The organism is Clostridium algifaecis (assembly GCF_017874415.1).
GTDB lineage: Bacteria > Bacillota > Clostridia > Clostridiales > Clostridiaceae > Clostridium_B > Clostridium_B algifaecis.
In genome coordinates this window covers 19,214-32,117 of record NZ_JAGGLM010000025.1, presented here as the reverse complement: position 1 = coordinate 32,117, position 12,904 = coordinate 19,214, and the positions used below count along the sequence as shown (strand labels likewise).

General features: G+C 29.2%; 16 protein-coding genes, 1 riboswitch and 1 other annotated feature. Of the genes, 12 read left to right on the top strand and 4 right to left on the bottom strand.

The genetic code is table 11. The annotated features are described in order from the left end of the window. Positions 1–119 precede the first annotated feature (119 nt). Positions 120–824, top strand: a complete 705-nt coding sequence (locus J2Z42_RS12820) for an HAD family hydrolase (protein WP_209703166.1) — start codon at positions 120–122, stop codon at positions 822–824. Between the two features lie 34 nt (positions 825–858). Here the strand turns inward: J2Z42_RS12820 and J2Z42_RS12815 are convergent, their stop codons facing one another. Beyond that, positions 859–1,359, bottom strand: coding sequence for an amidase domain-containing protein (locus J2Z42_RS12815; RefSeq protein WP_209703165.1), 501 nt, complete (start codon positions 1,357–1,359; stop codon positions 859–861). A gap of 198 nt (positions 1,360–1,557) precedes the next feature. On the opposite strand from J2Z42_RS12815, the gene J2Z42_RS12810 reads away from it, so the two are divergent. Further along, positions 1,558–2,451 carry a putative ABC transporter permease gene (locus J2Z42_RS12810; protein ID WP_209703164.1) on the top strand — a complete coding sequence of 298 codons (894 nt, stop codon included), beginning with the start codon at positions 1,558–1,560 and terminating at the stop codon, positions 2,449–2,451. Positions 2,452–2,516: 65 nt separating this feature from the next. Here J2Z42_RS12810 and J2Z42_RS12805 read toward each other — a convergent pair whose 3' ends face one another. After that, on the bottom strand, positions 2,517–3,581 hold the full coding sequence (locus tag J2Z42_RS12805; RefSeq protein ID WP_209703163.1) for an HD-GYP domain-containing protein: 1,065 nt from the start codon (positions 3,579–3,581) through the stop codon (positions 2,517–2,519). Between the two features lie 254 nt (positions 3,582–3,835). On the opposite strand from J2Z42_RS12805, the gene folE reads away from it, so the two are divergent. From folE to folK, 4 genes are read left to right on the top strand one after another with little or no spacing between them, the layout of a single operon-like run. After that, positions 3,836–4,396, top strand: a complete 561-nt coding sequence (gene folE / locus J2Z42_RS12800; RefSeq protein WP_209703171.1) for a GTP cyclohydrolase I FolE — start codon at positions 3,836–3,838, stop codon at positions 4,394–4,396. A 5-nt stretch (positions 4,397–4,401) separates the two neighbouring features. Then, a complete protein-coding gene (locus J2Z42_RS12795) occupies positions 4,402–4,890 on the top strand; it encodes an HD domain-containing protein (protein ID WP_245331620.1) in 489 nt (162 codons plus the stop codon). A 30-nt stretch (positions 4,891–4,920) separates the two neighbouring features. After that, positions 4,921–5,727, top strand: coding sequence for a dihydropteroate synthase (folP, locus tag J2Z42_RS12790; protein ID WP_209703169.1), 807 nt, complete (start codon positions 4,921–4,923; stop codon positions 5,725–5,727). Between the two features lie 8 nt (positions 5,728–5,735). Next, positions 5,736–6,566, top strand: coding sequence for a 2-amino-4-hydroxy-6-hydroxymethyldihydropteridine diphosphokinase (gene folK / locus J2Z42_RS12785; RefSeq protein WP_209703162.1), 831 nt, complete (start codon positions 5,736–5,738; stop codon positions 6,564–6,566). A gap of 45 nt (positions 6,567–6,611) precedes the next feature. Here the strand turns inward: folK and J2Z42_RS12780 are convergent, their stop codons facing one another. Then, positions 6,612–7,970 carry a PFL family protein gene (locus J2Z42_RS12780; RefSeq protein ID WP_209703161.1) on the bottom strand — a complete coding sequence of 453 codons (1,359 nt, stop codon included), beginning with the start codon at positions 7,968–7,970 and terminating at the stop codon, positions 6,612–6,614. Positions 7,971–8,020: 50 nt separating this feature from the next. Then, positions 8,021–8,290, bottom strand: a complete 270-nt coding sequence (locus J2Z42_RS12775; protein WP_209703160.1) for an ACT domain-containing protein — start codon at positions 8,288–8,290, stop codon at positions 8,021–8,023. Between the two features lie 73 nt (positions 8,291–8,363). After that, positions 8,364–8,453, bottom strand: a riboswitch (glycine riboswitch). Between the two features lie 230 nt (positions 8,454–8,683). Here J2Z42_RS12775 and J2Z42_RS12770 point away from each other — a divergent pair. The 6 genes from J2Z42_RS12770 to J2Z42_RS12745 all read left to right on the top strand — a co-directional run bounded on the left by J2Z42_RS12770 (position 8,684) and on the right by J2Z42_RS12745 (position 12,860). Next, the gene (locus tag J2Z42_RS12770; protein ID WP_209703159.1) at positions 8,684–9,079 is read left to right on the top strand and encodes an HNH endonuclease; all 396 of its coding nucleotides are present in this window, start codon (positions 8,684–8,686) and stop codon (positions 9,077–9,079) included. A gap of 95 nt (positions 9,080–9,174) precedes the next feature. Next, positions 9,175–9,354 (top strand): hypothetical protein, encoded by a 180-nt coding sequence (locus J2Z42_RS12765; protein WP_209703158.1) that lies wholly within the window; start codon positions 9,175–9,177, stop codon positions 9,352–9,354. Positions 9,355–9,463: 109 nt separating this feature from the next. Continuing rightward, positions 9,464–9,892 carry a CBS domain-containing protein gene (locus J2Z42_RS12760; protein WP_209703157.1) on the top strand — a complete coding sequence of 143 codons (429 nt, stop codon included), beginning with the start codon at positions 9,464–9,466 and terminating at the stop codon, positions 9,890–9,892. Positions 9,893–9,944: 52 nt separating this feature from the next. Next, positions 9,945–10,183: a binding site (T-box leader), on the top strand. Positions 10,184–10,361: 178 nt separating this feature from the next. Further along, complete coding sequence (locus J2Z42_RS12755; protein ID WP_209703156.1) at positions 10,362–10,877, top strand: tryptophan transporter; 516 nt, start codon at positions 10,362–10,364, stop codon at positions 10,875–10,877. A 154-nt stretch (positions 10,878–11,031) separates the two neighbouring features. Beyond that, positions 11,032–11,229 (top strand): alpha/beta-type small acid-soluble spore protein, encoded by a 198-nt coding sequence (locus J2Z42_RS12750; RefSeq protein ID WP_209703155.1) that lies wholly within the window; start codon positions 11,032–11,034, stop codon positions 11,227–11,229. Positions 11,230–11,342: 113 nt separating this feature from the next. Beyond that, the gene (locus J2Z42_RS12745; protein ID WP_209703154.1) at positions 11,343–12,860 is read left to right on the top strand and encodes a hypothetical protein; all 1,518 of its coding nucleotides are present in this window, start codon (positions 11,343–11,345) and stop codon (positions 12,858–12,860) included. Positions 12,861–12,904: the final 44 nt, after the last annotated feature.

Below are 12,904 nucleotides of genomic sequence, written 5' to 3'. Positions count from 1 at the left end.
AAAGTTAACTTGAAAAACTTTAAAAACTTATTTTAGAAGATTATCTCATAATTTTCTAACACTTTCTATCCACTTTCTTATTTGACGGTTACTTTATATATAACTTTGGGGGGATATATGTGGGAAAAATTAAATGTATAATGTTTGACTGTATGGAAACTATTGTAGATATGAGTGAGCTTCCATGTAAAAGTGATTATGCACTTTGGGCTTTTCAAGGCTCTGGATGTGAAAAATATTTTAAAGACTTTGATGAATTTTATGATCTTTATAAAAAAGCAAATGAAGATATTTTATATCAAAATCCAGATTATAAGGAATATAGCTTTGAATATATTTATGAGTATATTTTAAAATACAAAAATATTTATAAAGATGATCAGAAAAATATTATAAATTTGCTTTCAGAAAATTATTGGCGAAACTATAAAAGAAGATGTTATGTTGATAAAAGTATAATAAATACACTGACATATTTAAATTCCAAATATACATTAGGTATTGTTTCAAATTTCAAGTTTATTGGTGGAATAGAGGATTTGCTTAAGAGTGAAGGAATATACCGTCTTTTCAGTTTTATTGTGGTTTCAATTAATGAGGGGGTTCGAAAACCGAATTCTAAATTGTATAATATTGCAATAAAAAAATCAGGTTTTTCAAAAAATCATATATTGTTTCTAGGAGATAGCTTTGAAAATGATTATAAAGCTCCTGAAAAAGTTGGACTTGAAGCTATACTTCTGGACAAAGGAAAAGATAAAAAAGCAAATTGCAAAAGAATAAGCAAATTCAGCGATATTGAAGATGAAATAGAAGACTTATAGTTATAAATTATAGGTCTTCTATTTTTATGAAAAACTATAATGATATTTTTATAAAATGCATTTTAGCTGCCCAATCTTTTATATAAGGTATATTTAAAGCATTAAAAGTGTGCTGGGATATCATTGGATAGTTGTCATAAAAGGATGTAATTATGGCTGAGTGGGCTATTAATCTTTTGCTATTTTCATAAAATATCAGATCGCCAATCTCAAGCTGGTTAATTGAGAACACTTCTGTGCCTTTTGGACCATATGATTTGTTCTGAGCATTGATTTTTAAATACCAGTAAAGAGAATGAGCTATTGACCAGGAAAGTGACCATTTTTTTCCAGAATACCACCATGAATTTCTTCCGGAGAACACCATTTGAGCATTTCCTGCTCTTAAGCATTGGGAAGTAAAATTTGTGCAATCTCCTCCAATATTATTATATATAGAAAAATACTTATACTCAGGATTTGGATTGAGAGCATATTTTTCAGCATAAAGCACTGCCTTTTCTCTAGAATATGATAAAGGGTTTCTATATTTCATAATTTCTCCACAAAATTGATTATTATATATTTTATGAATATTTGAATTTATAGTTACTATACGTTGTAAAATATGGGGCGCTTTATTTAGAATATATTTATACGGAAGTTGGAGTTCGATATAGGCTTGCTGATGAATGAGGATATTAATTTATAATTATGATAAAATGGATATAAGACTATTTACTAAGGAGAAATCATGAAAGATATAGCAATTTTGAATTTACAAATGTATAATGCTTTATTCTATTTTATTATTTATGCTTTTTTAGGCTGGTGTTTAGAGGTAGTTTATAATACTGTAAATACAGGCACTTTTGTAAACAGAGGGTTCTTAAATGGACCTGTTTGTCCAATATATGGTTTTGGGATGATTCTGATAATATTTTTGTTGAAATCAGTTGAAAATAATTTATTTTTATTATTTTTAGGCTCTGTAGTTTTAGCTTCTATGCTTGAATATATTACAGGATATTTACTAGAAAAAATATTTTATCATAGATGGTGGGATTATTCAGATAAGCCGTTTAATATAAGTGGTTATATATGTTTGAAATTTTCTTTAGCATGGGGAGTATTTTGTATTTTTGTTATAAAAATAATACATCCAACTGTTTCAGATATTGTGAAACTTGTTCCTATTCTTATAGGAAATATAATTTTGGCAATTACTATAATTTGCTTTATTATTGACATTATATCTACAATTGATACAGTATTGAAACTTAATGTTCGTTTAGAGAAGATTCATAAAATATCAGCTAAAATAAAGCAAAGATCTGATTTTCTTGGAAGCAATATATCAAGAGATACTATCAAGCTTAAAGAAAAATACGAAAAGGAATCATTTGAATTTAAGCAGAAATACAATACTCATTCTATTGATATTAGAAGACGATATGAGAATGATTTAATTGAAATTAAAAATAAATATAAGAAAGAGTTAAGCCAGCTTACAGGAAAATATGTTATTCTTACTGCCAAGAGGAGTATTTTTCAAAGAAGGCTTATTAAAGCATTTCCTGATATTAGGTCTGTAAGACATTTTCAAGCACTTGAGATACTTAAAAAAGCAGCTAAAAAGAATAAATAAAGAATTATGGCCTAAAGAAAATTGAATAAAGTTGGATTTATGATAAAAATAAAAAAAGCTGGCTACTAAATAACCAGTTTTTTTACATATAAATCCTTCTCTTTTTTTAAGTCTAGAAAACCTTCATCGGCAAGTAAAAGTGGATTTGTAAGATCATTAATGTTAATTTGTATAACTTTACATGATTTATCATTATTTAAAAGTACATTTTCGCCCATGTAATAATTTAATATATGATTTAAAAATATATTACAATAATTGCAATCTAATTTGCCAAGACTTTGCTCCTGAACAATTCTCAAAGCATCAAGTGGACCGCAAACTTTTTCATTATATCTGTTGGAATTAACCTCATCAAATAAATCTGCAATAGCTATTATTTTAGCAAATTTATGAATCTTATCTTCTTTAACTCCTAATGGGTAACCTGAGCCGTCAAGTCTTTCATGATGCATTAATACACCATAGCTTACTGAATAATCCAAATATGGAATTTCTTTAACAAAATTATAACCTATTACAGGGTGTGTTTTGAATGTTTCATATTCTGAAGAGCCAGGTATAAATGATCCTTCTTTGTCAAGTATATCTTTGTCTATTTTTATTTTACCAAAGTCGTGTAATACTGCAGAATATGTTAGCAAATTTATATTCTTATTGTCAAGGCCTATCCATTTACCTAGTATAAAACTGATAGCAGCTACATTTACACTATGTCTGTAAATAGTGTCATTCCCACTTCCGTAGAAGACTACATTTTTAATGATTGCTCCAGTCTCATTAAATTCCTTTTGTATTTTTTCTGAGAATGCACGTACTTCCTGTATTTCAGGAGCTTTTAACTTTGATATACTTTTAAATATATCTTTTAAATTGGAAGAGAATTCATTGAAAGTATTTTCAATTTCTTTTGCTGTTTTTATTTTGAAAGTCAAAGCTTCTTCAGAATTATTTTCTAAATAAATTTCAACTTTATCAACGATATATTGCTGTTTTAGCTTATCTATACCTGATTCTGTAATAGCAATATCTTTAGCTAGTAGCATTTTGCCTTCAGAAAAAATATCATTTGCAGGTATCATCCCTGGTTTTAATTCGCTAATAGGCAATAATTTTTTTTTCAATAACATGTTTATCCACCTCGTATATACTAATAAACTGATTAGTAGTAATATATAGCAACTATGTATATATTATCGTATGCTTTCTAAATTCCTAAAGATATTTAAATGAAAATTAAGCTGTATTTATATTTATATTAAAATCGATATGAAATTATTAATTATGATGTGATTATATTTATTTTTTTATAGTCGTGGTATAATAGATAAAATTAAATTATTATATAATAATGCAATAATTATAAGCGGGAGTGTTTTTAGTGATAGATGAGAGTAAGATTAGAAAAGCAGTTAAAATGATAATTGAAGCAATTGGTGAAGATCCAAATAGAGAGGGACTTGTAGAAACTCCTGATAGGATAGCTAGAATGTATAAGGAAATTTTTTCAGGGCTTAATGAAAGCCCTGAGGAACATTTGAAAAAAGTTTTTACTGTAGAGGATGATGATATCGTATTAGAAAAAGATATAAAATTTTATTCAATGTGCGAACATCATTTTTTACCGTTTCATGGAGAGGCACATATAGCCTATATTCCATCAGGAAAGGTCGCTGGCTTGAGTAAACTTGCAAGAACGGTTGAAGTGTTTGCAAAACGTCCTCAACTTCAGGAAAGGATGACAGGACAGATAGCCAATGCTATAAGCAAATACTTGAATGCAAAGGGTGTTATGGTTGTTGTGGAGGCAGAGCATCTCTGTATGACCATGAGAGGTGTAAAAAAGCCGGGAAGTAAAACTGTAACGGTAGTCACACTTGGAGAATTTAGTGGAAATGCAAAACTAAAGGAAGAAGTCTATCGAATGATAGATATAGGAAAATGATTTAAATGGATTTTATGGATAACGTTAATTTAATACTCCAAAATAAAATTTTTAAAGATGCCTTAATGAAGAATATGGAGTGCGAAGAGCATAGAAAATTTTGCTGCCATGATTTAACGCATTTTTTAGATGTGGCAAGAATTGCATATATAGTAAATCTTGAAAACAAGTTTAATTTGAAAAAAGAAGTGATTTATGCTGCGGCAATTTTACACGATATTGGAAGATGGATGGAATACAAAGAAGGAATTCCTCACCATATTGCAAGTGTAAGATTAGCAAGTACTATACTTTCTCAATGTAATTTTAAAGAAGATGATACTTCTCAAATAATTGAGTCAATTAGCCAGCACAGGGATAATAATATAAAAAGAAGCAAATTATCTGAAATTATTTATTTAGGTGATAAGTTGTCTAGGAATTGTTTTTATTGTTCTTCCTATGGCGAATGCAAATGGAGTGAAGAAAAGAAAAACAATAGATTGAAATACTAGTAAAGTTGAGGTGCACATATGAATAGAAATATAAAAATCGGGAAGAAAGTTTTTGAAATTGGAAAAAGGACTTATATTATGGGAATTTTAAATGTAACTCCTGATTCCTTTTCAGATGGAGGAAAATTTAACAACATTGATAGAGCACTAAAGCATGCAGATAGTATGATTAAACAAGGTGCAGATATTATAGATGTAGGAGGAGAATCAACTAGACCAAATCATACTCCTGTAGAGCAGGATGAAGAAATACATAGAGTTGTACCTGTAATTGAGGCACTTAGAAAGGAATTTGATATACCAATTTCAATTGATACCTATAAAAGTGAAGTAGCCAGAATTTCTGTTCAGGCTGGAGCAGACTTAATCAATGATGTTTGGGGATTTAAAAAAGATAAAAATATGGGAAAAGTTGCAGCAGCATCAGGTGCTGTATGCTGCCTGATGCATAATAGAGAAGATACCAGCTATAAAGACTTTGTAGATGATGTACTTTGGGATTTGAAGGAGTCTGTAGATATAGCTTTAAATGCAGGAGTTAAAGAAGAAAATATAATTGTAGACCCAGGTATAGGTTTTGCAAAAGATTATAATCAAAATTTAAAACTTATGAATAACCTGGAAAAATTAAAAAAGCTTGGATATCCTGTACTTCTTGGAACTTCTAGAAAATCCATGATTGGGAAGACCCTGGATTTACCCGTGGAGGAAAGAGTTGAAGGCACATTAGCTACTACTGTAGTGGGAATAATGAAAGGCTGTGATTTTGTAAGAGTGCATGATGTTCTTGAAAATAAAAGGGTATGTCTTATGACTGATGCTATTTTGAGAGGATAGGATGCAATATGGATAATATAATAATAAAAGATCTTGAGGTATATGCATTTCACGGCGTGAATCAACAGGAAAAGGAACTTGGACAGAAATTCTTGATATCTATTAAAATATATATGGATTTAAGAAAAGCTGTTAAAGATGATGACATATCAAAAACTGTTAACTATGCAGAACTTTGTGAAGAAGTGGAAAGTGAATTTAAAAGATGTAAGTATGATTTAATTGAAACTGCAGGAGAAAAATTAACTGAGTTTATTTTGTTGAAATATGATTTTATAAATGGAGTAGAACTTATTATAAAAAAGCCATGGGCACCAATTGGAAAGCCTGTATCCTATGCAGCTGTAAAGTTTTATAGATGCTGGCATGAAGCATATATTGGCATAGGTTCTAATATAGGAAATAAATCTGATAACATAAATAAGTCAATTGAAATAGTAAATAATTCAAGCTATTGTAAAGTTGTAGATGTATCCAGTTACTATGAAACAAAACCTGTAGGATATTTAGACCAGGACAATTTCGTAAATTGTGCTGTAAAGATTAAAACGTTGCTTACTCCTGAGGAACTTATAAGTTTCCTTATGAAAGTTGAAAAAAATTTAAAAAGAGAAAGAAATATTAGATGGGGTCCAAGGACTATAGATTTGGATGTACTCCTTTATGACGATGTAATTTCAAGCTCAAGGGAAGTAATAATTCCACATCCTAGAATGCATGAGAGACTATTTGTATTAAAACCACTTTCTGAAATAGCACCATATGTGATTCATCCTATTTTAAGAAAAAGAATAATTGAATTATACGATGAAGTATCTAAAAAACAAACATTATTATAAAAATATAGCCAGTTTACATTAGAGAAATGTAAACTGGCTATATTTTTAGTTCTTAAAGCTGTGAATTGGAGCAGGTATTCTTCCACCTCTTTTAATAAAAGCTTCACTTGAAAACTTACTTACAGGCATTATAGGAGCCATTCCAAGAAGTCCTCCAAAGTTTGCTTCATCTCCAACCTTTTTACCGTAAACAGGGATTACCCTTACAGCAGTTGTCTTGTTGTTTATCATTCCAATGGCAGCTTCATCTGCAATTATGGCAGATATTGTTGATGCTGGTGTATCTCCTGGTATTCCTATCATGTCAAGACCAACAGAGCATACACAGGTCATAGCTTCTAATTTTTCTAAATTAAGAGAACCGGCATTTACTGCATTTATCATGCCTTCATCTTCACTTACAGGAATGAAAGCACCACTTAGCCCTCCAACCTGGGATGCTGCCATTATTCCACCTTTTTTAACAGCATCATTTAACATAGCAAGGGCAGCGGTAGTTCCCGGGCATCCGCAGCTTTCAAGACCGATTTCTTCTAGAACTCTTGCCACACTATCACCTACAGCAGGTGTTGGAGCAAGTGATAAATCTACTATACCAAAAGGTACTCCTAGTCTTTTTGAAGCTTCTCCTGCAACTAATTGACCCATTCTTGTTATTTTAAAAGCAGTCTTTTTTATAGTTTCTGCTACCACATTAAAACTCTGACCTTTTACTTCTTCAAGTGCACATTTTACAACACCAGGTCCGCTTACACCTACATTTATTATGGAATCAGCTTCACCAATGCCGTGGAATGCGCCTGCCATGAAGGGATTATCCTCAACTGCGTTTGCAAATATTACAAGTTTAGCACAACCTATACTCTCATTATCTTTTGTGAGATAGGCAGTTTTCTTAACTATTTCTCCCATATCCCTTACTGCATTCATATTTATTCCTGCTTTTGTACTTCCTACATTTACAGAAGAACATACTTTTTCAGTTGAAGCTAGAGCTTCAGGCAGCGAATTTATAAGTATTTTATCTCCTTTGGTACAACCTTTATGTACAAGAGCTGAAAAACCTCCAATAAAATCTATGCCTAAAGTTTTTGTAGCTTTATCAAGTGTTTTTGCAAATTCTACATAGTTAGTATCAGAACTTGCCTGGGCGATAAGTGAAATAGGCGTTACAGATACTCTTTTATGTATTATAGGTATCCCATATTCTGTTTCAATTTCTTCTGCAGTTCTAACTAAATTTTCAGCGTATTTGGTTATTTTATCATAAACTTTGTCCCTGCATTTTTTGCCATCGCTGTCTATGCAGTCTAATAGGGATATTCCCATGGTAATTGTTCTTATATCAAGATTTTCTTTCTCAATCATGTTTATTGTTTCCATTATATTCTTAGAATTAATCATAGCATTTTTCCTCCGGATAATAATTAAATTTTAATGCAATTAAATAAATTTTAAATTTGATGCATGGAAGTAAAGATGTTTTCACGTTGAATTTTAATGGAGACATCAAGTTCAGCTGCTTTGGCTTCAAGTATATTTTTTAAAGCTTTAAAGTCCGTAGTCATTTTAGACATATCTACTAGCATTATCATAGTAAAATATTCATGCATAAGGGTTTGATTTATGTCTAAAATATTTATGCTGTTTTCAGATAATACAGATGTTACCTCGTGTATAATTCCAACTTTGTCTTTTCCAAGTACGGTTATAAATGATTTCATTATTACATCTCCTGTCTTAATTATTAAAATAAAAGAGACTAAAAGATATTAGTCTCTGAAAAATCAATTTTTATATAAAGTCTCCGTCCTTTTACCTGAGAGTTTCACTAGATTCTAGTTTTCCCCTTCGGCGCTCAAAAAGAGTCTCTCCAGAGTTTCGTCAAATAATAGTTTTAATAAATCCAATTACTTTCATCCGATAGTTATAAATTTTTTATACGAAAAATTATATCACATTGCCAAAATCAAAGCAAATTATAATAAAAAATAGTTTAATTAAAATTTGGAAATAAACATTTATCTATTGTATAATATAATTAAAGTATTTATAATTGATAATATAAAAGACAGGCACTATTTATATAATTTAATTTTAAAATTAGGAGGCGACTATTGCTGAATTGTGAGATTTGTGGTAAACTAGCTGACAAACATCATATAGTTTATAGAAGTCAAGGAGGGGTTGATTTCCCATTAAATTTCAAATATCTTTGTTCAGAACATCATAGGGGAGTTAATGGACCTCACAAAAATAGGAAAATTGATCTTGAGTATAAACTTGAAATGCAGGGCAGACTTGAAAAATTACTTAATAAACAATTTTATACTTTGGATGAATTAGTAAAGTTACTTAAGATAAATAAAGGTATGCTAAAAAAACTTCTAAAAGAATATAAATTATATAAAGAAGGTTATAAAAAATCAGATGTAGTATTTAGGCTTATGGGAAGGAAAAAATACACAAAATATATGCTAGAAGAATATTATGATTTTATAGCAAGGTGTTAGAGTATTTTGAAATATAATATTGATTTATATGTTTTTCAAAATCAATATTTTTATTTAAGATTTAATTTTAGTTAGATGAAGGGGGTTGTTTAATTATGAAAGAGAACATACTCATGTTACTAACATTAGAGGAAATAAGCAATATTACAAAGGGATTAAAGATTGCTGTAGATTCAGTATCACAGGGAAATACAAAAATAGATGATGAACTGGAGAATAATATAGAAGATGTACTTAAAAAATTACTTCAGGTTGAGGCTGAATGTTCTAGATAAGTATTTATTGAATAGAGAAAACTACAATTTAGGGAAGCTTAAGCTTCTCTAAATTTAAAATTATAGTTATATATTACAAAGCATAAAATATTAAGGAGAATTAAACTATATGAATATAGCATTTTTTCTTACACCAAAAAAAGATGTAATTTATGAAACACCTAATTCTACTATGAGACAGGCATTAGAGCGAATGGAAAGACATAGGTATACAGCAGTTCCTCTAATAGATAAGAGCGGTAAATATGTAGGAACCTTAACAGAGGGAGATTTACTATGGAAACTTAAAAATACACCTGATTTAAATTTCAAAAATACAAGTAAAGTATTCTTAAAAGACATACCTACACATATGAATAATATGCCTGTTCACATTGATTCTGATATGAAAGATTTGATATCTCTTGCTGTGAATCAAAATTTTGTGCCTGTAGTTGATGATAATGAAATATTTATAGGAATTATAAAAAGAAGCGACATAATAGATTATTGCTACAAAAAAATATTTAACACCAAAGAAAAAGTGGAAAGTATCTAAAAATAAATTTGTTGACAATATATAAATTTAATGTTATTATATAAATAATTTATAATATCCTTTGACAAGGAAGAGTAACTATTTAGTTTAGTTGAAGAGAGTTTAGGATGGTGAAATCTAAGCACAATAACAAATAGTGAATGGACCTTTGAGGAGTAAAACGAAATCTTATAGAGAGTAGTAGTTACCGTAGGCTGTACGTTATAACAGATAGGACATGCTAGTGTCTGAAATTGAGAGGTGCTTTATATAGCACAACTTAGGTGGTACCGCGGATATCCCGTCCTAATTTTTTTAGGATGGGTTTTTTATGTTATATAGATTTTTTATGTAGGTGGTGTATGCTATGTTATGAAATAGTTGCAATAATTTATATGTAGTGAATTGTACTAATAATATGTATATTAATAATTTAAAGAAAATTAAATTAAGACTGAATAATTAAAAAATAATTAGGAGAGTGTTTATTATGAATTTAAAAAAAATGATTATAAATTCCATATTACTTGCTATAGGAGCAATGTTACATCAAATTGTACCACCATTTTTGTTTGGAATGAAGCCAGATATGTCTCTTGCGATGCTTTTCATAATACTTATATTTAATAAAGAATACAAAACATGCCTTTGTGCAGGTATAGTAGCAGGATTATTAGCAGCAGCAACTACTACATTCCCTGGTGGACAACTTGCAAATGTAATAGACAAGTTTGTAACAGTAAATGTAATGTTTTTAGTTTTAAAACCTTTTAGAGATAGAATAAACAACCAGATAAATATAGTAATAACTACTGCTATTGGAACAATAGTTAGTGGATCTGTATTTTTAACAGCAGTTTTACTTACAGTTGGACTTAGTACAAGTTTTAGGTCTCTTTTCTTTGCAGTAGTTTTACCAGCAACAGTTGTAAATACTATAGTAGGCTTTTGCTTATTTAATGTTATAAATATAGCTTTAAAAAGAAGCGCTATAAAACAACTTTAGTAAAAACAAAATATTATTATTGATTCAAAAAATGGTTAATTTTCAATTAATTTTATAGTTTATAAATTCAAAAAATGCACAAACTTTAGATGTAACACAAATCAAATTAAATATTTAAATTTAAAATCTGTCGAAATCGAAGGAGGAATTAATTATGTCAAATAAAGGAAATAGAGTATTAGTTCCAGAGGCAAAGGCAGGTCTGGATAGATTTAAAACAGAAGCAGCTAAAGAAGTTGGAGTTAATTTAAAAGATGGTTACAATGGAGATATAACATCAAGGGAAGCCGGATCTGTAGGCGGACAGATGGTAAAAAAAATGATAGAGTCATATGAAAGTAACTTAAAGTAACAAGGCAATAAAGTATAAAAATTAATAAAAAACTGGGTGGCTAATGTCATCCAGTTTTTTATTAAATGTAAAATAAGTATATACATTAGATATTAAGAAGGGAAGAAAATAATATGCCTGAAAAATATTGGCCTGAAACTATTATATTGTGGGGTGCAGGAGCTACTAAATCTCTAGGACTTCATGCAACCAGCGAATTAATAGAATTAGTTTTTAAAACAATTCAAAATGACTTTTCTTTTTTAAAGGGAAAAGATAAACATTTAGCAAAGTATTTTAAAAAATTAATAACTTATGATTTGGTAGAAGATGAAAAATTAGCTGAAATATATGATTTAAAGGCTCTTGAAATTATAATGAATACTAATACCAAATTTAATATACATGATCTATTTACAATGATGGATCAGCTTATAAATAATAATAAGGGTTTTAATGCATTTTTTGAAGGAAAGGCAAAATTTTTAAGGGTTGAAAGGATTCGAGGTGCAAAGCGATGTCTTGTATTAATTATTGAAGAACTTGAAAGAATTAGTGTTCAGGATAAACCTGGATATTTTGATAAGTCAAAAATCGAACCATATTTTAAACTTTCGAAAATTTTAACACAGCTTATGGTAGAAGAAGCAAAGGAATTTGATAAAAGAGGATATAAAAGGGATACAAGAAAATTTTATTTATATTCTTATGGAATAATATCTTTTAATTGGGATCCTGTTTTACTTTGGAATTTATATAATGCACATAAAGAAGAAAATATAAAAAAAATAGAACTGCACGATGGGATAACATTACAACTATTTAATGATTTTGGCACACAGGTAGCTATTGATAGAAGGAATAGTAACGATTCTGAAATATATTATGGAATTGATGAATCCACATGTAAAGGGGTAAATGATGATAATTATCCATCTAGAATACTTAGAGAGGGGAAACTATTATTTCCACATGGTATGTTTGGTTCTAGAATTTGTCCTGAATGTGGAAAATCAATATTAAGTTTTTCAGAAAATTGCAGCAGGTTATCTACAGAAGCGTTTGGACCATCAATTTTGAAAGAACTTCAAAAAAATTGGAATTATAAAACAGAAAAAGAAAAAATGTATAAGCGTGGAGCTATAGAATGTCCTTATTGTGGGCAGATAACTTATCCATATGATATGCCTATTATAATGCAGACACTAGAGAAAGACACTAATATATTGTCTCTTTACGAAATTAAAATGGAAATGGGCTTACTTATGAAAAATGCAAAACATATAGTGTTTTTAGGATATAGCTTACCTATGGATGACATTATGGTAAAAACTTTTTTTATGTCTTCTATAGCTGCAAACGACAAAAAAAATCTAAAATGCACAGTTATAAATCATGATAAAAATTATATTGGAAGCGAAAAGTGGCTTGAAGGTAAGGATATAATAAATTATATAAATAACAGTCAAAATAAATCTACGGTACAATGTATAAAAAATATTTGTAATATGTTTGATATTCAAAATGTAAGAGTGTCCCTTAAAGGAATACCAGATATATTTATGGAAAATGGAAATTGTAGTATGGAAAAAGTAATAGATTTGCTATATCCTAAAAAATACTTTAAAGAAGGATTTCCTATAAAAAGATAATATGATTGTGCTTTTTTTAACTAATTTTTATTGAAAATATAATT

Bases quoted from the DNA above. Each gene is read 5' to 3' on its own strand.
- J2Z42_RS12815 (WP_209703165.1), bottom strand. From the start codon at position 1,359: ATGAAATATAGAAACCCTTTATCATATTCTAGAGAAAAGGCAGTGCTT.
- J2Z42_RS12810 (WP_209703164.1), top strand. From the start codon at position 1,558: ATGAAAGATATAGCAATTTTGAATTTACAAATGTATAATGCTTTATTC.
- J2Z42_RS12805 (WP_209703163.1), bottom strand. From the start codon at position 3,581: ATGTTATTGAAAAAAAAATTATTGCCTATTAGCGAATTAAAACCAGGG.
- J2Z42_RS12795 (WP_245331620.1), top strand. From the start codon at position 4,402: ATGGATTTTATGGATAACGTTAATTTAATACTCCAAAATAAAATTTTT.
- folK (WP_209703162.1), top strand. From the start codon at position 5,736: ATGGATAATATAATAATAAAAGATCTTGAGGTATATGCATTTCACGGC.
- J2Z42_RS12780 (WP_209703161.1), bottom strand. From the start codon at position 7,970: ATGATTAATTCTAAGAATATAATGGAAACAATAAACATGATTGAGAAA.
- J2Z42_RS12775 (WP_209703160.1), bottom strand. From the start codon at position 8,290: ATGAAATCATTTATAACCGTACTTGGAAAAGACAAAGTTGGAATTATA.
- J2Z42_RS12765 (WP_209703158.1), top strand. From the start codon at position 9,175: ATGAAAGAGAACATACTCATGTTACTAACATTAGAGGAAATAAGCAAT.
- J2Z42_RS12760 (WP_209703157.1), top strand. From the start codon at position 9,464: ATGAATATAGCATTTTTTCTTACACCAAAAAAAGATGTAATTTATGAA.
- J2Z42_RS12755 (WP_209703156.1), top strand. From the start codon at position 10,362: ATGAATTTAAAAAAAATGATTATAAATTCCATATTACTTGCTATAGGA.
- J2Z42_RS12750 (WP_209703155.1), top strand. From the start codon at position 11,032: ATGTCAAATAAAGGAAATAGAGTATTAGTTCCAGAGGCAAAGGCAGGT.
- J2Z42_RS12745 (WP_209703154.1), top strand. From the start codon at position 11,343: ATGCCTGAAAAATATTGGCCTGAAACTATTATATTGTGGGGTGCAGGA.